The organism is Pseudomonas sp. JL23 (assembly GCF_056933585.1).
The window spans coordinates 4,683,276-4,707,676 of the sequence record NZ_CM167795.1 but is presented as its reverse complement, the minus strand read 5'-3'; the positions used below and the strand labels follow the sequence as shown (position 1 = coordinate 4,707,676).

General features: G+C 60.6%; 20 protein-coding genes. 2 read left to right on the top strand and 18 right to left on the bottom strand.

Translation table 11 applies throughout. The features are described 5' to 3' along the window. Positions 1–241: 241 nt before the first annotated feature. The 16 genes from AC1Z24_RS21720 to AC1Z24_RS21645 all read right to left on the bottom strand — a co-directional run bounded on the left by AC1Z24_RS21720 (position 242) and on the right by AC1Z24_RS21645 (position 19,616). On the bottom strand, positions 242–1,327 hold the full coding sequence (locus AC1Z24_RS21720) for a polysaccharide biosynthesis/export family protein (protein ID WP_483742642.1): 1,086 nt from the start codon (positions 1,325–1,327) through the stop codon (positions 242–244). A 145-nt stretch (positions 1,328–1,472) separates the two neighbouring features. After that, positions 1,473–2,885, bottom strand: a complete 1,413-nt coding sequence (locus AC1Z24_RS21715) for an undecaprenyl-phosphate glucose phosphotransferase (protein WP_483742641.1) — start codon at positions 2,883–2,885, stop codon at positions 1,473–1,475. A gap of 13 nt (positions 2,886–2,898) precedes the next feature. Continuing rightward, the gene (locus tag AC1Z24_RS21710; RefSeq protein WP_483742640.1) at positions 2,899–4,116 is read right to left on the bottom strand and encodes a glycosyltransferase family 4 protein; all 1,218 of its coding nucleotides are present in this window, start codon (positions 4,114–4,116) and stop codon (positions 2,899–2,901) included. 30 nt (positions 4,117–4,146) lie between these two features. Beyond that, positions 4,147–5,178 (bottom strand): acyltransferase family protein, encoded by a 1,032-nt coding sequence (locus AC1Z24_RS21705; protein ID WP_483742639.1) that lies wholly within the window; start codon positions 5,176–5,178, stop codon positions 4,147–4,149. Continuing rightward, positions 5,175–6,278 (bottom strand): glycosyltransferase family 4 protein, encoded by a 1,104-nt coding sequence (locus AC1Z24_RS21700; protein ID WP_483742638.1) that lies wholly within the window; start codon positions 6,276–6,278, stop codon positions 5,175–5,177. The genes AC1Z24_RS21705 and AC1Z24_RS21700 overlap by 4 nt, the downstream gene beginning before the upstream one ends. A 129-nt stretch (positions 6,279–6,407) precedes the next feature. After that, positions 6,408–7,697, bottom strand: coding sequence for a glycoside hydrolase 5 family protein (locus AC1Z24_RS21695; RefSeq protein ID WP_483742637.1), 1,290 nt, complete (start codon positions 7,695–7,697; stop codon positions 6,408–6,410). Positions 7,698–7,705: 8 nt separating this feature from the next. Then, positions 7,706–8,932, bottom strand: coding sequence for a glycosyltransferase family 4 protein (locus tag AC1Z24_RS21690; protein WP_483742636.1), 1,227 nt, complete (start codon positions 8,930–8,932; stop codon positions 7,706–7,708). Further along, the gene (locus AC1Z24_RS21685) at positions 8,929–9,930 is read right to left on the bottom strand and encodes a glycosyltransferase (RefSeq protein ID WP_259111214.1); all 1,002 of its coding nucleotides are present in this window, start codon (positions 9,928–9,930) and stop codon (positions 8,929–8,931) included. Before AC1Z24_RS21685 ends, AC1Z24_RS21690 begins: the two co-directional genes overlap by 4 nt. Positions 9,931–10,074: 144 nt before the next feature. Then, positions 10,075–10,581 carry a transcription/translation regulatory transformer protein RfaH gene (gene rfaH / locus AC1Z24_RS21680; protein WP_483742635.1) on the bottom strand — a complete coding sequence of 169 codons (507 nt, stop codon included), beginning with the start codon at positions 10,579–10,581 and terminating at the stop codon, positions 10,075–10,077. Next, the gene (locus tag AC1Z24_RS21675) at positions 10,578–11,375 is read right to left on the bottom strand and encodes a WbqC family protein (RefSeq protein ID WP_483742634.1); all 798 of its coding nucleotides are present in this window, start codon (positions 11,373–11,375) and stop codon (positions 10,578–10,580) included. Before AC1Z24_RS21675 ends, rfaH begins: the two co-directional genes overlap by 4 nt. A 44-nt stretch (positions 11,376–11,419) precedes the next feature. Further along, positions 11,420–13,633 carry a polysaccharide biosynthesis tyrosine autokinase gene (locus AC1Z24_RS21670; RefSeq protein WP_483742633.1) on the bottom strand — a complete coding sequence of 738 codons (2,214 nt, stop codon included), beginning with the start codon at positions 13,631–13,633 and terminating at the stop codon, positions 11,420–11,422. Further along, complete coding sequence (locus AC1Z24_RS21665; RefSeq protein WP_483742632.1) at positions 13,634–14,086, bottom strand: low molecular weight protein-tyrosine-phosphatase; 453 nt, start codon at positions 14,084–14,086, stop codon at positions 13,634–13,636. It lies immediately after the preceding gene. After that, positions 14,076–15,011, bottom strand: coding sequence for a glycosyltransferase family 2 protein (locus AC1Z24_RS21660; RefSeq protein WP_483742631.1), 936 nt, complete (start codon positions 15,009–15,011; stop codon positions 14,076–14,078). The genes AC1Z24_RS21665 and AC1Z24_RS21660 overlap by 11 nt, the downstream gene beginning before the upstream one ends. Positions 15,012–15,014: 3 nt before the next feature. After that, positions 15,015–16,535, bottom strand: coding sequence for a lipopolysaccharide biosynthesis protein (locus AC1Z24_RS21655; protein ID WP_483742630.1), 1,521 nt, complete (start codon positions 16,533–16,535; stop codon positions 15,015–15,017). Further along, positions 16,535–17,656: a DegT/DnrJ/EryC1/StrS family aminotransferase gene (locus AC1Z24_RS21650; protein ID WP_483742629.1), complete on the bottom strand. Its 1,122-nt coding sequence runs from the start codon at positions 17,654–17,656 to the stop codon at positions 16,535–16,537. The genes AC1Z24_RS21655 and AC1Z24_RS21650 overlap by 1 nt, the downstream gene beginning before the upstream one ends. A gap of 862 nt (positions 17,657–18,518) precedes the next feature. Further along, positions 18,519–19,616, bottom strand: a complete 1,098-nt coding sequence (locus AC1Z24_RS21645; RefSeq protein WP_483742628.1) for a type VI secretion system Vgr family protein — start codon at positions 19,614–19,616, stop codon at positions 18,519–18,521. A gap of 286 nt (positions 19,617–19,902) precedes the next feature. Here AC1Z24_RS21645 and AC1Z24_RS21640 point away from each other — a divergent pair, with 286 nt between their 5' ends. Together AC1Z24_RS21640 and AC1Z24_RS21635 are read left to right on the top strand one after the other, a co-directional pair. Then, entirely contained in the window at positions 19,903–21,081 is a 1,179-nt protein-coding gene (locus AC1Z24_RS21640; protein WP_483742627.1) for an aminotransferase class V-fold PLP-dependent enzyme, read from the top strand. A gap of 52 nt (positions 21,082–21,133) precedes the next feature. Further along, positions 21,134–22,942: an aminopeptidase P family protein gene (locus AC1Z24_RS21635; RefSeq protein WP_483742626.1), complete on the top strand. Its 1,809-nt coding sequence runs from the start codon at positions 21,134–21,136 to the stop codon at positions 22,940–22,942. 45 nt (positions 22,943–22,987) lie between these two features. Here the strand turns inward: AC1Z24_RS21635 and AC1Z24_RS21630 are convergent, their stop codons facing one another. Together AC1Z24_RS21630 and rhtA are read right to left on the bottom strand one after the other, a co-directional pair. Further along, the gene (locus AC1Z24_RS21630; protein WP_259111229.1) at positions 22,988–23,293 is read right to left on the bottom strand and encodes a hypothetical protein; all 306 of its coding nucleotides are present in this window, start codon (positions 23,291–23,293) and stop codon (positions 22,988–22,990) included. Positions 23,294–23,468: 175 nt separating this feature from the next. Then, on the bottom strand, positions 23,469–24,356 hold the full coding sequence (gene rhtA / locus AC1Z24_RS21625; RefSeq protein ID WP_483742625.1) for a threonine/homoserine exporter RhtA: 888 nt from the start codon (positions 24,354–24,356) through the stop codon (positions 23,469–23,471). Positions 24,357–24,401 lie beyond the last annotated feature (45 nt).

Below are 24,401 nucleotides of genomic sequence, written 5' to 3'. Positions count from 1 at the left end.
CTTGGGAAGAGCGTGTAATGCCGTAGCAGCATGCATGCCAGCTCTTCGAGGTTATCTAATTGATTGAAATACAAGGGATTTAATAAATTTCGGCGATGGGCTTCGTCAGCCAGAACTGTCGCCGCAATGAGCAAGTGTCGATCCACTGCTGCTGAGGCAACACTTGGGCGGCAAATGCCGGGCAAAAAAATCCCCGCAGTCGATGCGGGGAGGCGGTTGGGGCTTGAAGGGGAGACTGCCGTCAGTTTCTGAAGGCGGCGCCGGTCTGGATGACGCTGGCCGAGCCCAGCAGTTGGCTGATGAAGCGGCTCCAACGGGTGATATTGGCCGGGCCGACGAACACCACGTCTTGTGCTTGCAGCTCGAACTGCTTGGCCAGCACGTAGGCAGTGGGTTTTTCTGCGTTCAGATGAAAGACCGTCGCGCTGCCGATATTGTTTTGCGCGCCGCGAATCACATAGACCGCATCACCGTCAGCGCTTTCCGGGCTCAGGCCGCCGGAGTTGCCGAGGGCTTCGAGCAGGGTCACGCTGGTGGTGCCGAAAGTGATTACCTGGGGACGTTGCACCTCGCCGAGTACATAGATTTTGTTCTTCGAGTTGCTGTTCAGGTGCAGGTAATCGCCGTCCTTGAGGAATACTTTACTCAGTTGCGAGTTCGGTCGGTTGAGGGCGTCGACGTCGATCGGGTAGTCCTTGCCATCGCGTCTGAGAGTCAGGCCGGCGAGGTTGGCGTCGCCCAGGTCGAGCCCGGCGATGCTGATCGCCTGAACCAGACTCAGGGGAATATTGTTGATCGGTTGCGGGCCGGGGTTCTTGAAGGAGCCGGACAGCAATATCCGCTTGCTGTTGTAGCGCACTACTTTGACGTCGACCTTGACCTCGGTGTATTGCGGCAACAGGCCCATGCGCAACTGGTCGCGGATTTCCCGCACCGTCTTGCCGCCTGCCTGGATCCGGCCGACGTAGGGGAAGAACAGCGTGCCGTCGCTGAGCACTTCCCGGGTATTGGCATCGAGTTGATCATTGGAGCCTGGGGCGGTCAGTTCCGGGTGTTCGAAGACCACCACCAGCAGGGCGTCACCGGGGCCGACCACGTACTCAGGCGGTACGTAGTTGAGCAGTTCCGGCGGCAGCGGCCGGGCTACGGCGGTGGCCTGCTGCTGTTGTTGCTTGAGGGTTTGCGGGGTGATCTGGACGAGGTGTGCTTCGGGCTCGTCCGGCGTCCTGGCTTCGACGTCATCAGGGGTCATGTGCTGTCCGGGGGCAAAAGCGCAGCCTTGCAGAATAAGGCTGGAGAGCAGCACAACAGCTAGCGTTTGCTTCATAGAGGTGTTCCTTCCTAATAAGGTGCTCAAGGCACCACAGTGATTTCATTGCTTCCTTTACCAACACCGAACAGGGTTATCAGACGTGCAGGCACCTCCCTCCGGCTGGCAGGCCGGGACGGGTAGTCATTGAGGGGAAGGGGGCTTAAAACGCGTTCTTGTTGAGAAAGCCTTTGAACAGCGTCAACAGGATGATTTTCAGATCGAGCCACAGCGACCACTGCTCGATGTATTGCAGGTCGAATTCGATGCGCTTGCGCATCTTGTCCAGGGTGTCGGTTTCGCCGCGCCAGCCATTGATCTGGGCCCAGCCGGTGATCCCCGGCTTGACCTTGTGCCGCAGCATGTAGCCGCTGACCTGGCGGCGGTATTGCTCGTTGTGTGCCACAGCGTGGGGCCGCGGACCGACGATGGACATGTCGCCACGCAGCACGTTGAAGAACTGCGGCAGCTCATCCAGAGAAGTGCGCCGCAAGAACGCACCCAAGGGCGTGATCCGCGCATCGTTGCGGGTCGCCTGGCGGATCACATCGCCGTTTTCCTGCACGGTCATGCTGCGGAATTTCCAGACCATGATCGCTCGCCCGTCCAGGCCGTAGCGGCGCTGGCGAAACAGCACCGGTCCCCTGGAGGTGAGCTTGATCGCCAGGGCAATCAGCAGCATGGGCGCGGCGATCAGCAGCAGGATCAGGCTTGCCAGCAGAATGTCTTCCAGGCGCTTGACGATGCTCCAGGCGCCGTCCATGGGCGAGTCGAAAATGCTGATGCTGGTCAGGCCATTGATGCTCTCGCTGCGTGCATGCAACAGCTCGAACATGAACACATCCGGGATCAGGTACACCGAGGCCGTGGTGTCGCTCAGGCCCTCGATCAGCTCTGGCAACTGTGGATGGCCGCTAAGGCCCAGGGTGATGTAGATCTTGTCGATCTTGCCGGCGCGGGCGTCGTCGACCAGTTGCTGCAGATCGCCCAGTACCGGGATGCGTCGGCCGCTGTCGGTGAGGTCCATCTGCTGCGGCTCTGCGTCATAGAAGCCGAGCAGGTTCAGACCCATCCACGGTGCGCTGGAGATGGACAGCGCCAGGCGGGCGCCGACCTGACCGGTGCCGACAATGGCGATGCGCCGGGTGTTGAAGCCGCGCCTGCGCATGCCGTGCAGCACGCTGCGAATCAGCAGGCGGTAGCCGCAGAGCACTGCCAGCACGCTGGCAAACCAGGTCATCTGATCGTCGCTGGGCAGATCGCCACGGCGCAACAGCAGGTAATCCACCGTGAGCAGGGTGACGAAGGTCAGCCCCCAGTAATTGGAGACCTTGACCAGCTCGCGCAGGATGCGCTCGCCGCGCCATGAGCCATACAACTGATGCAGCTCACTGAGCCAGTGGAAGACCAGCACGGCCAGAAGGATCTGCATCCAGGCTTCACTGTCGCCGGCGGTCACGCCGTGACAATTGAACCAGTAACCGACCGAGACGATGACGGCCAGGTCGAGCAGGCGGTGGGCGATCGACAAGGCCGATTGATGGGCATGCAGAATGCCGCGAACAGGGGTACGCATGGACATTGCTCGCTCAGACGGGCTTGATCGGGACGACGCGCGCAGGCAGGTCACTGCCGATGACGATGGGCGTCGCCTGGGGCATGCGGTAATGGGCCGGGCTGCGGGCCAGACGTGCTGCGGCCAGGCGGCTTTCGACGAAGTTCTTCATCTGCTCCTCGAAGCGCTCGGCAGAAAAACGCTCGGCGTTACTGCGACAGGCCTGGCTGTTGATGCGGCTTTGAGCGCTCTCGAATTCGCTGACGGCAGCGATCAGTGCCGCTGCGCTCTGTTGTTCATAGAACACCCCGGTAGGCTGCGGGTGATCGAGGCCGCAGACGGTTTCCAGCACGCCCCCCTTGCCGAAAGCTATTACTGGCGTGCCGCAGGCCTGGGCTTCCACCGGGCTGATGCCGAAGTCTTCCTCGGCGGCGAAGACAAAGGCCTTGGCATTGCGCATGTGTTCGACCAGCACGGCAAAGGGTTGATAGCCCATCAACGTCACGTTGGTCGGGCACAGGGCCTGAATCCTGGGCATTTCCGGGCCGTCGCCGATCACGATCAGACGCTTGTCCGGCATCGCGGCAAAAGCTTCGACGATCATCGGCATGCGCTTGTAGGGGACCATGCGCGAGGCGGTGAAGTAGTAGTCCTGCTTGTGTTCTTGCAGGCTGAAGCCACGGGTGTCGACCGGGGGGTAGATCACCGTCGATTCGCGCCGATAGGCCTTGGCCACCCGTGCGCCGATAAAACGTGAATTGACCACGAAGTCATCGACCCCGGCCGAGGTGCGCTGATCCCACAGACGCATGTAGTGCAGGATCATCCGCGCCAGGCTGCCCTTCAGACCGCGGTTCAGGCCGGCTTCGTTGAGGTATTGGTGCTGCAGGTCCCAGGCGTAGCGGATGGGCGAATGCACGTAGCTGATATGCAGTTGGTCAGGACCGCTGAGCACACCCTTGGCCACGGCGTGGCTGCTGCTGATGATCAGGTCATAGGCGGACAGGTCCAGCTGTTCGATGGCCAGAGGCATCAGCGGCAGGTAGCGCTGGTAATGCGTCCTGGCCTTGGGCAGGCGCTGGATAAAGGTGGTTTTGGCGATCTTGCCGCCCAGGTGGGCGCGGTCCTGCTCGCTGAGGAAGTCGATGACGCTGAACAGGTCGGCTTGCGGCCAGATAGTGAGCAGGCTGGCGAGCACGCGCTCGGCGCCGGCATATGTGACCAGCCAGTCGTGGACGATGGCAATTTTCATGGGCGTTCTCTGGGTTGGCCCGGCTCTACTTCAGGCGCGTGCGGCGTGCGTCTTGGCGTGGCGTTGGTTAAGGCGTTGGCCGAGTTGGATGAACGGCGTTTCCAGATAGCGAAAGCAAAGATGCGCGGCGCCGAGGCTGAGTGTCAGAGTCGACAACGCGGCCAACGCACCCGGTCCGAACAGGTATTGGCTGAGCAACAGCAGGCTGGGATGCAGCAGGTACAGGGAGTAACTGATGCCGCCGAGCCAGACCAGCAAGGGATGATTCAGGCGCCATTTCTGGGTCAGCAGGATGAAACTGGACAGGGCCAGGACGTAGGTGAACAGGTAGCGCCCCCAACTTTCGCCGGTGCCCATGTCGGCGCTGTAGCCGAGGATCAAAGTCGGTGGCAGCAGCAGGGTGTAACCGAGCAATAGGCGACGCAGGCTGCTTGCCAGTGCTGCGCTGTGTTCGGCCAACAGCCACTGGCGCCAGATCGAGCCGCTGAACATCAGCGACAAGGCCAAAGGCAAGGCCACCGGCAGCTTGCTGTCGCTGATGGCCCGGGCTGCGGCCATGATCAGTGCCACGGCCAGTGCCGCGAGGGCACAGCGACGACGTACCTGCAGTTCGTACAGGCGACCACTGAGAAACAGCAGCAGGCACAGGGCGTAGAACACCAGTTCGATGAACAGCGTCCAGTACAGGCCGATCACATCCTCGAAGCCCAGAGCTGTCTGGACCATGCTCAGGTTGGCGACGATCTGCGACCACGGCGGCAGCGCACTGCCGGTCAGGCTCAGCATCGCCAGCCAGGCCAGCAACGACAGCCAGTACGCTGGATACAGGCGCATGAAGCGCGACACCACAAAATGCCGGGCGCCATCGGGGCCTGGGCGCAGGCTATAGGGGATGACCACGCCGCTGATCATGAAGAACCACAGCACCCCCAGTTTGCCTGGATCGAACAGCACGTCGAACAGCCAGATATGCCCCGGATACATCAACGGCAGGCTATGGGTGAACACCACCAGCAAAGCGGCGATGCCACGCAGGGCGTCGAGATAGGCAAGACGTTTCATGGCCGCGCCTCGGGGCTGGCGGAAGGCGGCTCTGCTGCCGTGTGCCCGGCGAGCAGGGTATCGATACGCAGGGAGACGCGCCGCGCCGACTCATCCCAGGAATAGCGCGAGACATTATTGAAGCCGCGCCGCCGCAGAGCCTGACGCAGCGGCAAGTCTTCAAGGATGCGTTGCATGGCCATGGCCATATGGCCGATATCCAGGGGGTCGAAATACAGGGCACTGGCTTGCAGCACCTCAGGGATCGACGCCGCATTGGCCGCCAGCACCGGGCAGCCGCAGGCCTGGGCTTCCAGTGGCGGAATGCCGAAGCCTTCATACAGCGACGGAAAGACGAATGCCGCAGCGCTCTGGTATTGCTGAATCAACTCGGCATCGTTGAGGCGTCCGAGAAAACGGATGCGCGGGTCGCGACAGGCCAGGCGCTGCAGTTCCGGGTCGGAATGGATTTCGCTGGCGGCGCCGACGATATGCAATTGCAGTTCGGGATAACCACGCAGGCTAAGAAAAGCCTGGATCATGCGATTGAAGTTTTTGTGCGCACTGGGTGACGACACGGCCAGCAGGAAGTGTTGCCGGTTACTGAGGGGCGGGCCGGGCTGAAACGCCGCACTGACGGCATTGGGCACGACAAAGATGCGCTGCTCGGGAAAGCCGTAATGCCCGGCGATTTCGCCACGGGAGAAGCTGCTGACGGTGAGCAGCGCGCGCAGGCGTGACAGGAGAATGGGCATCATCAGCCGGTAGACCGCCCGAAACCCCCGGGAGTAACTCTGCGGGTGGCGCACGTAATTGATGTCATGGTGGGTCGCCAGCTGGTTGCGGTAGAACATCGGCGCACTGCTGCCCAGGGACACCAACAAGGGGCTGGCGTGGCGTAGCAGATACAGCGGCAGGTCCAGTTGTTCCCACAGATGACCGCGGTTATGGCCGATGCACTGCACGTCCAGCAGGCGCGCACTGTCGTGCATTTTGATGTCATGGGGCGCGACGAAGACCAGATCGTCGCGCAACGCCTTGAGCGCCAGGCAGATCTGTTCGGCGAAACGCTGCACTCCCCGCAGTTCCTGAGTGAGAAAACGGGCATTGATAACGATCATCGGGTGCGTCCTGCAAGGTGATGGATTCGGTGCTTGTTGTAGGAGCTGCCGAAGGCTGCGAAAGCGGTGTGTCAGATAAAACCAATCGCAGCCTTCGGCAGCTCCTGCGGGGGACGTTGAATGGTGTTGTCACTGGGCAAACAACGGCGGTTTGTTGCCCAGGCTGATGATCTTGGGAAAATCATCCAGGCCGATCTGTGCGGTGCAGCGACCGTCGTTGCATTGCCAGGCGATGCCGCTGTCGAATTGGCCTTTGAGCGGCTGGCTGCTGTCGATCAGTTGCACGTTGCCGCGCTGCATGCTGCTGGCGTCGACCCGGACGGTGTTGCTGGCAGCGCTGGTCCAGGCCACCAGTACCTGATCGGTGCCCCTGGCAAAACGCAGCAGGTAGTTGCCGTCCAGCTCGCGGCTTTTTTCCGGGTCGTAGCGGTATTCGTGCAGCGTCGGGCTGATTGCCTTGAGGGTCAGGTAGGCCGGCTTGGGTGTCAGGTCTTCCCTGAACAGACCGAAATTCTGTTGCGGGTCACGACGGTCGCTGCCATCGAACAGGCCGGCCCACCACAGACCCTTGATATCCGGCAGGGTCTGGGCGAGAAAAAAACTGCGCGCCAGGTACGCGGCCTGGGTCTGTTCGCTCAGTCCGCACTTGCCGTTGTTGCTCGGCCAGCCCATGCGGCTCAGGTACAACGGCACCGGACGCGCCGCCAGGGTGCGCAGATCGCTGTCGATCCAGCGCAGCCAGGCCATCCAGCGCTCCGGGGTGCGACGCTCGTCGTGGCGGCAATACACAAAGGGGTGCAGGGACAGGCCATCGGCATGTTGCAGCACCCCGGACTCGATCAGGCGGTCGGCGAAACCCAGGTCCAGGCCCTGGCTGGTCACCGCACCGGCGAGGATGGTCTGCGGCTTTTTCTGCTGGCGAATGCGCCGGGCGCTGTCTTCGACCAGTTGGCTGTAGTCCAGGCTGAACTCTTCGGCGGCCGGATTCTCCTTGTCCCACTCGTTCCAGATTTCATAGAAATCGACATTGGCGCTCAGCTCGCGGCTGACGAAACTCACGTACTTGCCAAAGGCGTCCCGGACCTGTGGTTGCCGAGGCTTGGCATAGTTGTCGTAGAACGGGCTGCCGTAGCCCAGCACCAGCAAGGGTCGCAGGCGATGTTCCCGCGCCTTGCTGACATACGTCTGCCAGGCCGGGTCGATGCGCAGTGCGCCGCGCTGGGGTTCGGCGACGGGCCACCAGGCGTCGTCGCGGACCGAGTCGACGCCGGCATCTTCAAGCAATTGCAGGGCCCTGGCCGGTGATGCGGCTTTATTCATCAGGTCGGTGGCGACACCGATAATGAAAGGTTCTTCGGCCAGAGCGCAGGCGGTGTAGAACAGGCTGGCGAGCAGCAGCATCAACAGGGGCCTGGGCATGATGTTTCTCAAGCAAGCGTCATGGGCTGGGGTAATCGGTTGCGGTCCAGGGTCTGGCGGAAAATGCGCTGGTAGCTGTCGAGCATGCGTTCCAGATCCAGCAAGGCCAGGACGCTGCCACGGGCCTGGCGGGCGAGCCTGGCCAGCAGTTCCGGTTGCTGATGCAGCTTGAGCATGGCCACGCCCAGGGAGTCGCGGTCGTCGGGGCTGCACAGCAGGCCGTTGTGCTGGTCCTGGACGATTTCCGGCAGGCCGCCCATACGGCTGGCGATCACCGGTACGCCGTGGGCGCAGGCTTCCACGGCGACCATGCCGAAGGGTTCATTCCACAGCGATGGCACGATGGCGACATCAATCTGGCCATAGAACGCCTGAGGCGTCTGATAGCCGACGAACTGGATGCGTGGCGAACTGACCATGGCCTTGAAGCGCAGCTCATCTTCGCTTTGTCCGCGTCCGGCAATCTGCAGGGTGGCGTCGAACGGCAGCTGTTGGAATTGTTCTATCAGCCAGGCGAGACCTTTGGCGCCTGACAGCGTGCCCATGTAGCCAAAGCGCAGCGGCGCCTTTGACGAGGGCGGCGGCAGGGCCTTGAGCGGTGTCGGAGTGAAGGGGCTGGCGTTGTACACCACTTCACTGTGGACACCCTGGAAATAGCCCCGGGCCTGTAGGGTCTCGAGCACAAAGCGGCTGACTCCGACCACGGTCGCGACCTGGGCGGAGCGCTGCCCGTGACCCTGACGCAGTCGCCTGCAAAGCCCGCACGGGTTCTGGCAGGCCTGGCCCTTCTTGAACATCGTGCTGGAGGGGCAGAGCAGGTAGTAATCATGCAGGACCTGGACGATGGGCAAGCCGCTGGCGCGGATTTCATCCCAGGCCGAGATCGACCAGCCGGTGAGGTTATGGCACACCACAAGATCCGGTTTGACCCGTTCGATCACTTCGCGGATATGCCCGCGCATGCCCTGGTTGTCACGGTCGCGCAGGTGCCATCCCAGGCGCAGCAGGCGGCCGGGGCGTCGGTCGGTATAGTGCCAGTAGAAGTTGCGCAGCCCGGCGCGGTAGACCCGCACCCGGTTCAGCGACTCTTCACTCAGCCCTGCGTCGGGCCCGGTGACCAGCACGCTGACCCGGCAATCGCGCCTGGCCAGACCTTCCACTGTGCGTTGCAGGATGACTTCCGCGCCGCCGCCGACATGGGGCGTGTACAGACTGCTGAGGAACAGAATGTTCATAGTGGATACGCCCTGTTCAGGCCGAGGCGGCCGGACTCGCCGTCGTCTATGGCTTTTTCGATCAGACTCAGGCGCTGTTCGGCTCCGCGGCGCCGGGCGATCAGACGCAGCAGGCGGAAGAACACCCAGCGATTGAGGCGATAGAGCAGCTCGGAACGGGCCCAGATGTTCTTGTCGAACCAGGCCTGATTACGGGCACCGTAGTAAGCGCGCAGGTCGGAGCTGCCGAGCAGGTAAGTCTCATAGATGTTGGCGGTGCGGGCCTTGATGTTCCAGGAGTCTTCCAGATCGTCGAGCAGGGCTTCGAGAACCAGGAAAATTCGCCCGCCGCCGGCAGTGATGCGCCAGGTGTATTCGCTGTCGTCGGCGTACAGCATCAGCGCGTCCAGAGGCAGGCCGATCTGATGGAACAGGCTGCGGTGGGCGAGCAGGCCGCCGTAGGTGGCGAAAGGCAGCTGCACCAGCGGCGCCGGTGTGTGCCTGCCCTGGGGTTTGCCCCAGGGCAGGCGCCGCCAGATCTTGTAGGGCAACTGGGCGATATGAAAGCCGAAGTAGCTGGAGCGTCGCTGAATGGCAAAGCGCTCTGGCACACCGGCGGCGATGTCGGCCTGATGGGTCGGCCGAAATCCCAGTACGGCGGCCTTGTCCAGGCCATCGATGCGCTGGCGCTCGTGCAGATGTTGATGCAGGATCGAAATGGCGTGGATGGTCGGCGCGTTATCGTCGTCCATCAGCCAGATATGTTCGGCACCGGCGTCCAGCGCTGCCTGAATACCCACCGAATAACCCTTTGCCGAACCGCTGTTGTGTTGCAGGTAAATGATCTCGATTCGCCCGGGCCAGGCGCGGCCCAGTGACTCCAGTGGCGCGACCGAGGCATTGCTGACGATGATCACCCGCTCGATCAACGGGCTTTCCAGCGATCGGCTGATCAGCGTGTGCAGATAGTTGAAACGGTCACCATAGGTGAGCGTCACCAGGGTTGTCAGGTTGGGCATGCTGAGGTTCCGCAGAGTGAATAGACGGGACAATGGCGGCCCGTGGGAGCGAGGCTTGCCCGCGAAGGCGGTGTTCCGGATGAGGAGGATGTATCGGGTGTACTGGCCTCTTCGCGGGCATGCCACGCTCCCAAGGCTTTTTGTTTAAACCCTGGCTTCCATCCGCGACAGGCTGCTTATGGGCAGGATCACTTTCTGTTCGCGTTGCAGCAGGTTGAGCAGGATCACGGCGCGTTCATCGCCATCACGAGTCAGGAAAATGGCTTCGATGTCGCACATTTCCCCGGCCTTGATCCTTACCGCCTCGCCCTGGCGGAATTCATGGCGCGGCGCGGGCGTTGCCAGGCGTACGCGGATCTGTTCGATCAGTTCGTCCTGCACCGGCACCGGATGGCCGCCGAAAGTGACGATGCGCGAGACGCCACGGGTGGAGCGGATCGGGTACCAGTTGTCGTGCACCTGATCCATGCGAATGAACAGGTAGCCGGGGAACAGCGCCTCTTCGCTGGGCGTGCGCTTTTTTCCATCCTCGGGACGCAGTGGCCGGTAGCACTCGAACTGTTGGCGCTGCAGGTGTTCCTCTGCGCGGGCTTCCTGGCGCGGTTTGGTCTGGATCAGGTACCAACGGGCGGGGCTGTCGAACTGATTCATTGGGGGCACTCCGTGGCCATTGCGTGGGAAGGCGGTTCGTTCGGGTTGGCGTATATCGGCGAGAGCTCACCGGGGGCACCCTGGTTGTCCGTGATCTGGTAGCACTTGAGCATTTCCTGCACATGCTCGACGCAGTTGAACATCAGCACATCGATGATCGACAGGTTGGGTACAAAGCCGTGTTTGAACTGCCGATAGACAATCGCGTCCATCTGGAAAAAGCGCACCAGCAGGCCGCGGCGGGCGAAATACTCGCGGCTATACAGCTCGCTGCCGCCGATGGGGTTGAGAAAGGTGGTGGCGGCGAACGTCAGGCAGATATTAGCGACGCGATCCTGTTTGTCCTCGCAGGAGTCGAGGCGCAGGTCGGAGCCGCGCAGGATCGGCGTGACGATATGCAGGTAGGCGCATAGCTCGCGGATCGAGTGTTCGATGTACAGGGCCAGGTTGCGCTGGGGGAAGCGGATCAGACGCTCCAGCAGAGGCATGACCTGGGCGAAGTAGGGCGCCTTGCGGTAGCACTGGCTGATCAGATTGATCAGGCGCAAGGCTTCGTTCTCAAACGGGTCGACCAGCTGTCGTGCCACGATGGGCAGTTCGAAACCGGCTTTTTTCAGGGGGAACGTCAACAGCCGCGGTGCGCCGTTTTGCAGGATGCGATTGCGATTGACCCAGCCGGCACGGATGTATTGCAGGTCATCGCCGAGCACGAAAACATCGGCTGCGGCGATCAGCTGAAAATAGCCGAGGTAGGGAAACAGGTAGGGCTGCATCATTGCAATGGTCCTGGCCATGTGTAACTCCTTGGCGGATGTTGAGGGGGAGCGCCTTGGGGGGATTATTTGCGTACAGGGGTGTAGTCGTAGCCGTAGGCGGCGCAGTCGTAGTCGGCGGTCGAGGCTTTGCGCAGCACACCATTGAAGATGGCGCCCTTGATCAGCACGCCGTTCTGGCCCAGGCGACGCTTGCAGGCTTCGACTTCCTTGATCGTGCTCAGGCCGAAGCGGGTGACCAGCAGGCAGGTTCCGGCCTGACGGCCGACCAGGGTGGCGTCGGTCACGGCGAGGATCGGCGGGGTGTCGATCAGCACCAGGTCATAGAGGGGCGAGAGTTCGCTGAGCAGCTTGTTGAAGTTGTCGTGCATCAACAGCTCCGACGGATTGGGGGCGGCGAAACCACAGGAAATGAAGTCCAGGTTGCGTACTTCGGTGTGGTTGATCACCTCGGCGAATTTCAACCGCGCGGCCAGGGTGTCGGACAGCCCGTGCTTGGGTTGCAGGCCGAATACCCGTTGCAGGTAACCCTTGCGCATGTCGGCATCGATCAGCAGTACCCGCTTGCCGGTCTGGGCGACGATCACCGCCAGGTTGCTGGAGACGAATGATTTACCGACACCCGGTGAGGGGCTTGAGATCATCAGCACGTTATTGCGCGCCTCGAGCATGGCGAAATGCAGGCTGGTGCGCAGGCTGCGCAGCGACTCGATGGCCAGCTCCGTAGGGGCCGACAGGCTGAGCAGGCGCGACTCCCGGGCTGAGCGATGCTGGGTATTCTTGTCCAGGCGCTCCTGTTGCCGCGAGTACGGCAGCGAGGCGTACACCGGCATGCCGCTGTGTTCGAGCAGTTCGGGGTTCTCCACGCCGCGATAGAAGGCCTGGCGCACGAATACCAGGGCCACCGCTACCACCGTGCCGAACAGCAGGGCTACCAGGACGATGAGCTTTTTCATCGGCTTGACCGGGACTTCGACGTTGGCGTCGGCGTTGTCGATGATCCGCACGTTGCCAATGCTGCCGGCGCGCAGGATGTCCTGTTCCTGACTTTTGTTGAGCATCAGGGTGTAGGTCTGGCTGGTGACCTGCATGTCACGGGTCAGGCGCAGCAATTCCTGTTGGGTGACGGGCAGGGCTTCGATCTTCTTCAGCAGCCCTTGTTTCTGGGTTTCCAACTGGCCCATCTGGGTCATCAGGGCACGATAGGTCGGATGCTCGGGAGTATATAAACGCTCGACTTCCACGCGCTTGAGCTTGAGCTCCGAGAGCAGCGAGTCCAGGTGCACCACCTGATCGAGCACGGCCTTGGTCTCGATGTTCAGGTCCACCGACTTGGCGCTGGTCTGGAAGTTGTTCAGCGCCGTCTCGGAGTCTTCCAGCTGTTTGCGTACACCCGGCAACTGCGAGCGTAAAAACTCCAGGCGCTGGGCCGCTTCGGCGGAACTGCGCTCGACGTTCTGCCTTACATACAGGCGGCTGACTTCGTTGAGTACGCGGTTGGCCTTGTCCGGGTCGGGGTCCTGGATGGCCAGGTAGACAATCCCGGAGTCCTTGCCGACTTCGCTGATTTTCAGGCGATCCTGATAGGCCAGGGAGGCGCTCAGGGTGCGCAGTTTACTGACCAGGAACTCGGTGCCGGGCCGGGCCTTGAGGGTGGCTACCTGGATTTTCACGCCATGACCTTCGACCACCTGGTTGGTCGCGCCGCTGAGCAACGGCGTGCGCTCTTCATCATAGAGCGTGAACATCCCCGCTTTACCTGCAACCAGAGTCAGTTCCTGGCCCAACAGGCTTTCGGGAACCTCCAGTTGGAATACGTCGATTTGCTCGCCGCCCCAGGCGTAGCCGGTCAGGCCGAACAGCGGCTGGCCGAAGTCGCCTTCCTTGGCAGGCTTGAAGGTGCGGTACAGATAGCGGCCGACCACCGGCAGGAATTTCGGGCCCTGCACGATGTTGAGCTTGAGGTCGGTCACCACCTTGCCGAGTACGGCGCGGGATTTGATCAGTTCGATCTCGGTGGTGGCCGGTGATACGGAAAACGGCTTGCTGCTGATATCGGGGGTGCCGGCAATGCCGACTTTTTTCTGCTCGATCTGAATCATTGCATTGGCCTGATAGATCGGTGTTGCGAGCAGCGCGTAGGCCAGGCCGACCAGGCCAAACAGCGTGACGATGCTGATGATCATGCCCTTGTGATCAAACAGTGTGCGCAAGATAGTTGCCAGGTCGATCCGGGAGTCTTGGTGATAGTCCAGGGAAGAACGCGTCATGACGGTCATTTATCTTGTTTCTCCTGACGGTAGATAAGGCAGCCAGTCGTCGACGCATCGCGAGAGCTGCTCAAAGGTCTGTTCAAAGGCGAGTTGCGGGCGTCTGTAGGGATCGGCGATGGCCAGCGAGTGCTGCCATTTACCGAGCAGGAAGGTCTTGCCACGGACTTCCGGCGCCAGCTTGAGGATGTACTGCGCCTGATCCGGCTCCATCACCAGGATCAGCCCGGCGTCGCGCAGCATCTGGCGGTCGACCTGGCGGGCCTTGTGCGGGCCGCTTGGCACGCCGTGGCGCTTGAGCACTGCCTGGGCCAATGGCTCCAGACCCGAACCGGTCACTGCGGCTATTCCGGCTGAGGCGATCTGCACGTCACGCTCGGGCAGGCGTTGGCGCATCAGGGCCACGGCCATGGGGCTGCGGCAGATATTGCCGACACAGATCAGCAGTACGTTACTGAACATGGGGCTTGCCATTGCTGATCAACAGGCGCTTGCCCAGGTTGACGCTGAAGTTGCGCAGTACCAGTGCCAAAGCCTTGAGTTTGTGCCAGGGGCTCAGGGCCGCCAGCGCCAGGCAGACCACCTCGATCAGGAAGTATTCGTACAGGTCCTGCTTGCCCAGGCGGCGGTAGTAACAGGCCAGGCCGGAGTAAGTCTGCATGGTCATATGCAGCTTTTGCTTGCTGCTGCGCATGGAGAAGATCCCGCCGGGATGGACCCGGTAGGCCGCCGGTTTGATTTCGGCCATGAACTTGCCCTTGCCGTGGGCGCCCAGCAGCGACCACCAGCACAAGTCACCCAGGGGGGCGACGGGCATCTGCAGTTCGGCGGGAAGCGGGCTCATGATGTTGCGAAAGCACACCGTCAGCGTGGATATGGCCCGCGCCCGTTGCAATTGCAGGGCGCTGGCATCGCTGCGCAGCGCGCCGGTGAGCTGCACGCCGTATTGACCATCATCGTCGAATGCCACGGCGTCGTGATAGGTGATCACGTAGTCGGGATGGCTTTCGAGAAAGTCCACTTGCAGTTGCAGCTTGCGCGGATCGGTCCAGTAATCGTCACCTTCGCAATAGGCGATGTAGCGGCCACGGGACTTGAGGAACAGGGCGGGATTGGGGTTTATACCCTGGCGGAACTGATTCACCTCTTGATAAAAGGCGCGGATGATCGTCGGATAACGCTCGGCGTATTGAGCGATGATGGCGGCGGTATTGTCAGTGGACGCATCATCGTGGATCAGGATTTCGAAATTGAACGAGGTCTGTTGTGACAGGAAACCTTCCAACGCCTTGGCGATAAAGGCTTCGTGGTTGTAGGTCGGGCAGATGATGCTGAGCAGTGGTTCGTTCGAGACGGTCCCGGCTCGGTTTTTTATTGACTCATCCATGACTCATGTACTCGGTTTGCGAAACAGAATGTAGAGGCGCGTCATCAATGGCCGATCGCTTGCCATCACCAGTAGCAGGGTCAACAGACCACTGAGGGCCAGGCCTGCCAAAAGGCCGAGGCGGCTGTCGTCGGCAATCAGGCTGAACAGCGGCGCGCTCAAGCTGACGCCCACGGCGCTCATGGCACTGATGCGCAGCAGGTCTCGCAGCCACGGCCCCTGGATATCCGGTGCCAGGCGCTGATGCACGATGCTCGGCCAGATGGCGAAGGACAATGCGCGCAGGGCGAACCAGGCCAGCGCGGCCCCATAGGCGCCTTGATATGCAATGGCGAAAAACATCACCGGGACGGTAATCACGGCCGAAGCCAGGCTGTACCAGACGTGCAACTGGATCCGCCCGTGGGCGTATTGCAGGTAGAACTGGAAGGCGCTGATGGCCATGATCACGCTGCCCAGGGCATACCAGGGCAGAATCGAACGGCTCCACAGGGCTGCATCGAGATCGCCGCTCCAGGCGTAGATCACCGCCTGCCCGTGAGTCGCGATCAACGCGGCCAGGGGAATCAACAGCGTGCAGACGAAACGGTTGGCGGACAGGAACAGTTGTTGCATTTCTGCCTGTCGGCCTTCGGCGATCAATACCGTCAGACGTGGCAGCAGGGTCTGTACCAGGGGGTTGCTGAGCATCATGATGCCGGTACTGATCAGCGCGACCAGGGCGAAATAACCGTAATGATCAAGAGGCAGGCGCTCGGACAACAGCACCTTGTCCAGTTGCGTCAGGACAATCCACAGGATGCTGGTCAGGGACAGGCTCGCGGCAAATGGCAGAATCGGCTTGACCAGTTGCCAGGCGAACCCACTCAGGGCGTAGGGCGCGGGCATCTGCTGATAGGCACGCACGGCGAAGATCAATGCTTCCAGCAGGCCGACGGCCACCTGAAACTGGAAGAAGTCCCGCGGTTGCTGGGAGATCTGACTCACCAGCAGCAGACCACCGAAGTAACGCAGGGTGGCAATGACTACATTGGCGCCGTTGAGCCAGGCGTGCTGCTCCAGTCCTTGCAGGCCACTCTTGTACAAAGTTGCGTACAGACGCAGGGCAATGATCAGGCCCATCAGGCTGATGCAGTCGACCAGCGTCTGGGTCGGCAGGGTCCGGGCCTTGAGCCACTGCTCGGCGAGCCAAGGGCTGGCCGCAGCGATGGCGGCACAGCACAATCCGGCCAGCGGCAGGAACAGCAACTCAAACGAGCGCAGCAAATGCCCGGTGTTGCGCTGACTGAGGGGCAGTCCTTGCTGGTGGGCAACTGCCCGGACCAGGCTGGGCGACAGACCTGCGTCAAGCAATTGCAGCCAGGCCTGCATCACTGCAAAGAAACCGATCAGACCATAGGCTTCCGCCCCGAGATGGCCGAGGTAGAAGGGCATGATGAGAATGCCGACCAGCATGGCGTAAGCCTGGCCGGCATAGCTCAACGCAGTGTTGCGCACCACCGTGCGTTTCTGCGGCGTGCCCATCAGATGACCTGGGCCAGAACAGGGCTTTGATAGAATGCCTTGGACAGGCTGCACTCTTCCAGCAGGGCCTGGATCACCCGGTCCTGATCTTCCCGTGCCAGGCCCGGATAGATCGGCAGGCACAGCACACGCTCACTCAGGGTCCGGGACTCGCTTTGGGGAATCTGCGGTTGCAGATATTCCAGGGTGTCCAGGGATGGGTAGAAGTAGCGCCTTGGGTTGATGCCCCGGCTGTTGAGCACGGTGCGTACGCGCAGCAACTGCTGTTCGTTGTTCAGACCGACGGGGTAGTAGCTGCGATTGAGCAGGCTGTTGTCCTGGGTCTTTTGCAGGTCCAGGTAATTGCTCAGCCTGGCATCGTAACGGTGGGCGATTTCCGCGCGCTCTTCGAGGATATTGTCGATATCGTCGAGAATGCACAGGCCCATGGCTGCCGAGAACTCATTGAGTTTGGCGTTGATGCCGATGCCGTCGATGCGGTCGGTATCGGCAATACCGAAGTTGCACAGCAGATAGATACGCCGCGCCAGTTCGTCATCGTTGGTGATGATCGCGCCGCCTTCGATGGTGTGGAACAGTTTGGTGGCGTGAAAACTCAAGGTGCTGATATCGCCCCAGTTGAGCACCGATTGCCCGGCATGGCGCACGGCAAAGGCATGGGCACCGTCGTACACCACCTTGAGCCGGTGCTTGCGCGCGATCTGCTCAATGCGTTCCACGGCGCAGGGGTTGCCGAATACATGGGTGCCGACGATGGCGGTGGTGTCGGACTCGATCCGCCGCTCGATCTGCTGCGGATCAATATTCCAGGTGCATGGGTCGATATCGGCGAACACCGGCCGGATACCTTCCCATTGCAGCGAGCTGCTGGTGGCGACGAAGCTGAATGGCGTGGTCACCGCGCTGCCGGTCAACCCCAGGGCACGATAGGCGACTTGCAGCGCCAGGGTGCCGTTGTTGGTCAGGATGATATGTTTGACGCCCAGATAATCCTTGAGCCGCGCCTCCAGTTCACCGAGCAGTGGCCCGTGGTTGGTCAGCCAGCCGCGCGAGTAGATCCCTTCGACATAGCCTTTGAACTTGTCGATATCCCCCAAGTACGTCTTGGTCACGTTGATCATCGAAGCCTCCATGTGCGTTGCGCGCTGTCGTTGCGAGAACTGCATCGGCCGGATGGCAAGCGGAGGGGGAGCGGGCTGGCGAGTGTTCGTCCATGCCGCAGGCGATTCAGATGAGGGAACGCACGCCTGTAGGCACGCCAAACCCTGCTTCGCACTCCGATTACCAGGTGGGAACAGGCCGGCGGCCTAAAACGTCCGTTTTTTGCTGCTGTAGACGTGTCTGGGCACGCTACCGCCAAATCCCTTTAGCCAGGACTTCGAGTCAATCTTTGCCGGGGCTGCACATCGCTTCGGGCGAACTAAGATGTGTGTCGATCAGCCATTTTTCGGCAACGCTACCGCCATGCCGGATGAACTCGGCATTTTTTCAAAAAAGGGTTAATCAACAGACGGCCACAGGCGCAGAGCATGCACCTTGCAATTAACTAACATGTGGGCAGAGCAGGACAGTGTTGGCTCGACATTCTCGCGCATTGCTCTGTGGCAATGCTGCACGTGCTGAGAACGATCTGACACGCATATATATCGGTGGCGTCGCCTGTTCTGTCAAATTATTTCGTCAAGTTTCTGTTAAATTTTTGATAAGCGGTTTTAAAAAATTCTTAACCTGTTGATTTTAAAAGCAGTCAAAAAAACATCGTGTGCACTAGGGCGGTGCAGTGACATTTTTCAGACGCTTTTACAAAGTGACCTCAGGCGTTGCATAAAAGCCTGAAGGCGGCTTTCCAACGCCAGAAGTTAGTCGAAATGGGCTGTAAAAATGCTCGCTTTTTACTGTTGCAGATAAACGTCAATCCAAATGCGTGCCGTATACAGGCGCACTATCGGGCTTCACTATTAAAGAGTGTCGTCAACTAATAAGTCACGGCGTACGAATCAATGGGCGGTCCGGGTCGCCTTCTACAAAACACACATACAGCTGGGTGCCCATTGTGGGTAACGAGGCCATGTCCCAAAGGGCGCTCTTGGAGATCGCGGCCCAGCAGACGGCGTTTTCCCCACCATCCCAGTCAAGTCGGACCTTGATGCGCTCGGCCGAGGCCGGGTCGTGGTCAATCACCCGTGCCAGATGCAGGCCATGGATGCGCGGCTTGGGGTATTTGTGGCGGGAGGTCAGGGTGTTATCCCAGGCGCAGGCTCGGAAATGATTGCTGTAGTGGCTGTTGTAGAGATCAGGTGGGTTGTCCTGATGGTAGTGATGATCGACCTCGGTCAGCAGCCACAGGCTGTTGCATTCCGGTCGGACATGCCCTTGCAGCGGCATGAGATAGCCGCTGGCCAGATAAGGCTGATTGCTCTGGCCCATGGCAATGGTGACCTGGCGCCGCTCGTCATCCTCGACCTTGATCTCAAAGCGCTGCACGGCAGGACCCCCGGCCTTGCCGAAGTGCTGAGCAGGGATGCGGTGAAAGGTCTGGTTATCATTGAACATCAGGCGATGACCGCTGCGGCTGTGCTCGAAGCGGTAGTGCAGGCCTTCTTCTTCGCAGAGGCGGTGAAGGAAATGCAGATTCGATTCGTCGTACTGCACACAGTGCTCGCGCAGGGGATAGTCTGCGGATAACTGGAACAGGTAGCTTGCGGGCGCCAGGCCTTGCTCCTGCAGGATCTGGTCGATCACTTGCGGTGCCGACATCTGCGCAAAGATGCGTTTGCGCGGCGGCATCGCCAGGGTGGTCAGATGAGGGCTGAGGGTCACCAGATAATGACCGGGCTCGCCCACCGCGCTGATCATGCCAGCCTTGCTGATCTGGCCGTGAATGCCGTGCTCGGATCCGGCGAGACGCAGAAAAGCGCTTTGATAGAGCAAATCCGCAACATTAAGCGCATCCGGGGTGCAGGTCACGGCGACGTGGAAGGCAAAGGGCTCGTTGATCGCTTCCGTGCCGCTGAACGAGAGCACGCGCAGGTCTTGCTTGACGCTGTCTATGTGCAATCGAAAGGGGGCGGGGTCGCGCATGTAGAAATCATCCCTGTTGCCTAAAGGCTAAAAGCTATCCGTAGCCCGCCACATTAACGGGAAGGAACAACAATAGCTTGGGAATAGGATTACATCGAAAAAATGATCGGTGCGGTACGTTGTTTTTATATTCTATCTAGGTCTATATAAATTCAAAATTAGAATTATTTAATCTATTTGCGGGCGTGCATCATAGTCCCTACGAAATATCGGCTCTTTGGTTGTCGCCAAGGGCGCCGATTCGCTGACAACCCGCAGACCGGGTAACGCACTTCAGGTGAATCTCATGACCACTAGTCCGCTGTACCTCGATTACGCCGCCACCACACCCGTGGACGAGCGAGTCATTCAGGCCATGGTGGCGTGTCTGGGGGCGACCGGTAACTTTGGCAACCCAGCCTCCAGTTCCCACGTATTTGGTCGGCGCGCCCGCTCAACAGTGGAGCAGGCGCGTGCTCAAGTGGGCACATTGGTGGGGGCTGACGCGACGCAGATTATCTGGACGTCCGGGGCTACCGAGTCGAACAACCTGGCGCTGAAGGGTGTGGCCCAGGCGTATGCAAGGCAGGGCGGCGAGCGTGGCGGTCACATCATTACCAGCCAGATCGAACACAAGGCCATCCTTGATACTGCCGCTCAATTGCAGGGCGCCGGGTTCGAAGTGACGTTTCTGGCACCGGATGCCGATGGCCTGATCAGTGCCGAGGCAGTCGGTGCGGCCTTGCGCGAGGACACCGTGCTGGTCTCGCTGATGCTGGTCAATAACGAACTGGGTACGCTTAACGATATTGCCGGGATCGGCGCGCGGGTGCGGGCGCATGGCGCGTTGTTCCATGTTGATGCGGCGCAGGGGGCGGGCAAGGTGGCAATTGATCTGGCGACGTTGCCGGTTGATTTGATGTCTTTCTCGGCGCACAAGGTCTACGGCCCCAAAGGCATCGGAGCGCTGTATGTAGGGCCGCGCGCCGAGCGCCGGGTAGTGGCGCAGATCCATGGCGGCGGGCATGAAAGTGGCCTGCGCTCCGGAACCCTGGCCACCCATCAGATTGTGGGTATGGGCACTGCCTTTGCCCTGGCGGGCGAAGTGTTAAAGGAAGAAATCGCCCGGACCGAGCGTCTGAACCGGCGTTTGCTCGCACATCTGGCCGATATTCCGGGCATACGCCTGAACGGCAGTGTCACTCAACGCATCGCCCATACGCTGAGCCTGACCTTCAAGCACGGTGATCTCGATCTGGCGGTACTGGCCAGGGATCTGGCGTTCTCGTCCACTTCGGCCTGCAACTCAGCAAAAAATACCCCTTCCCACGTCTTGCTGGCCTTGGGCCTTGACGCTCAAGAGGCGCAGCAGACCATCCGCCTGAGCCTCGGGCGCTTCACCAGCGAGGCGGATATCGACCATGCCGCCGGCCTGATCAGGGCCTCTATTGTGCAACCTGCGTTCTGGGCGGTTGCTCAGGCCTGAGCGGTGCTCCATTATTCCTGCTGTCGCTTTTTTCGGGTCAGCAGGAGAAACAATGAGTACGCAACCGAAAACCAACGGAGTGGTCGTCGAACGCCTGGCGCAAACCCGCGCTTTGATGCGCCGTGAAAACATTGATGCTTACCTGGTGCCCTCGGCGGACCCGCATCTTTCTGAATACCTGCCGGGCTACTGGCAGGGACGGCAATGGCTGTCCGGTTTCCATGGTTCGGTCGGCACCTTGATTGTCACCCATGATTTCGCTGGCCTATGGGCCGACAGCCGTTACTGGGAACAGGCCGAAAAGGAGTTGGCGGGCAGTGGTATAGAACTGGTCAAGCTGCAGCCGGGGCAAACAGGGCCATTGGAATGGCTGGCCGACCAGGCCAAGGCCGATAGCGTCGTGGCCGTGGACGGTGCGGTGCTGGCGGTGGCTTCATCGCGGACCCTGGCGAGCAAGCTGTACGACCGTGGCGCCCGGCTGCGCACCGATCTGGACCTGCTGACCGAGCTGTGGACGGATCGTCCGGGCCTGCCAGCCAAGGCCATCTACGAACATTTGCCGCCTCAGGCAACGGTCGATCGCGCCGAGAAACTGGCCCGCCTGCGTGAAACCATGGGCGAGCGGGGCGCAGACTGGCATTTCATCGCGACGCTGGACGACATTGCCTGGCTGTTTAACCTGCGCGGCGCTGACGTTTCCTACAACCCGGTCTTTATCGCCTTCGCCCTGATCGGTCCCCACAGCATCAGCCTTTTCGTCGATTCGAACAAACTGGATGCTACAGTGCGCTCGAGCCTGGAGCGCGATGGTATCAACCTGCTGGAATACACCCAGATCGGCGCGGCGCTGCGTGCGGTGCCGCGATCCGCTCGGCTGCTGATCGATCCGGCCCGGGTCACCTGTGGCCTGTTGGATTACCTGGACAGTGAAGTCAGTCTGGTTGAAGGGCTGAATCCCACGACGCTGTTCAAGTCACAGAAAAGCGAAGCCGATACTCAGCACATTCGTCAGGCAATGGAGCAGGACGGCGCAGCGCTGTGCGAGTTCTTCGCCTGGCTGGATTCGGCCCTTGGGCGTGAGCCGGTCAGTGAGCTGACCATTGATGAAAAACTCGGCGAGGCCCGTGAGCGGCGGCCCGATTATGTTTGCCCGAGCTTTGCCACCATTGCCGGTTTCAACGCTAATGGCGCGATGCCGCACTATCGAGCGACCGAACAGGAGCATGCGCAGATCGAGGGCGATGGCCTGTTGCTGATCGACTCTGGCGGCCAGTATTTGGGCGGTACGACTGACATCACCCGAATGGTGCCCATCGGTACGCCGAGTGCAGAACAGAAGCGTGACTGCACACGGGTACTCAAGGGCGTGATTGCACTGTCGCGTGCGCAGTTTCCACGAGGCATTCTCTCGCCGTTGCTGGACGCGATCGCCCGTGCGCCGATCTGGGCTGAAGGGGTCAACTACGGCCACGGCACCGGCCATGGCGTCGGTTACTTCCTTAATGTGCATGAAGGGCCGCAGGTCATCGCCTATCAGGCACCGGCTACCCCGCAAACAGCAATGCTGCCAGGCATGATCACGTCAATCGAGCCGGGTACCTACCGGCCGGGGCGCTGGGGCGTGCGCATCGAGAACCTGGCGATCAATCGCGAAGCAGGCAGCACCGAGTTTGGTGAGTTTCTCAAGTTTGAAACCCTGACCCTGTGCCCTATCGATACACGCTGTCTTGAGGTGTCATTGCTGACGGCAGAGGAGCGCACATGGCTCAATGACTATCACAGTCAGGTCCGCCTGCGTCTGAGTCCGTTGGTGCAAGGGGCTGCGCTGGAGTGGCTGCAGCTGCGTACCGCTGCGGTCTGATGATCCGGGGTGCCGTAGCCTGTTGCTGCGGCACTTAGGGTTTGTTCAAGGCTGGAGATCTGGCTTTTCAGGCTTTTTGCACAGAATGATCATGCTGCGGCTGGTATAGCCGGCGGGATTGAGGCCGAAAGGGTAATCGCCGGGATCTTCTACGGCATCGCCGGATTTGGCGATTACCCTGTAGTTTCTGGACTCACAGGAGTTGGTCGCCATTTCGTAGCACTTGTCCCAGGAAGAAGAAAGGCCTGAGCAGTTGATGTGAATACCACGCTTGCCCTGCTTGACGGGTTTGGAGGTGGCTGCGCATCCCGTAACTGCCAGGATAGTCAGCGCGATCAAGATGTATTTCATTCCCTTCCTTAATCTGACCGCCATTGGCAGCCAGTACCTAGCTTTAATACTCTCGTTCTGCTCAATGCTGCAACGCATTTCCCGCGACGGGGAGGCTCTTGGAGATCGGCCAGGGGTTTAACATGGCTCAACCGCGAGACAAATGCTAGTGACAATTGCCTTTGTGAAACACCGGTCAGTCGGCGGGCACCAATTGCGGGCTATCGGGGCGTGAAGTCAGAGTCGCTCCTGCGGAGGCCAGAATGATTGCGGCGATGGCCAGCCATTGGGTCAGGGACAGCTCCTCATGAAGGAAGAACAGACCGCAAAGCGCACCGAACGCCGGTTCAATACTGGCCAGGATGCCGAAGGTCCGGGTCGACATGCGTGTCAGGGCAATCATCTCCAGGCTGTAGGGCAGCGCGGTGGATAATATCGCCACACCGAGCGCTGCGGGGAGCAGGCCGATGTCGAGCAAGGCAGAGCCTGCGTGGAACGCGCCGACCGGTCCGATGAACAGGGCTGCTATAAGAACACCGAGTGCTGCTGTCTGAATGCCATTGTCGGCACCCGCCTTGTGCCCATAGATGATATAGGCCCCCCAGAAGACTCCGGCACCAAGGGCATAGGCCACACCGGTCAGGTCAAGATTGGCATTGGCCTGGCCTATGGGTATCAATAGAAGGATGCCGCTGGCCGCGAGTACGATCCAGACAAAATCCAGAACCTTGCGCGATGAGTACAAGGCAACCACCAGTGGCCCGGTGAACTCCAGGGCGACGGCGATACCCAGGGGCACGCTGCGCAATGACATATAGAAGAGGAAGTTCATTCCGCCCAGGGCGATGCCATAGATGAAAACCGTGCGCAGCGAGCGGGCTGTAAAGCGTGCGCGCCATGGGCGCAGGATGGCGAGCAGGATCAGACTGGCGAAGAACAACCGCAATGTCGTTGCGCCCTGGGCACCCACAACCGGAAATAATGTCTTGGCCAATGACGCACCGGATTGAATCGATGCCATGGCAATCATAAGCAGCCCTACGGGGAATAGCGTCGAGGCAAGGCTGTTGCGGGGAGTGTTCATTTTAAAGCGGGGTATCCAGGGTCATGGGCGAGAAAGGACCCATGA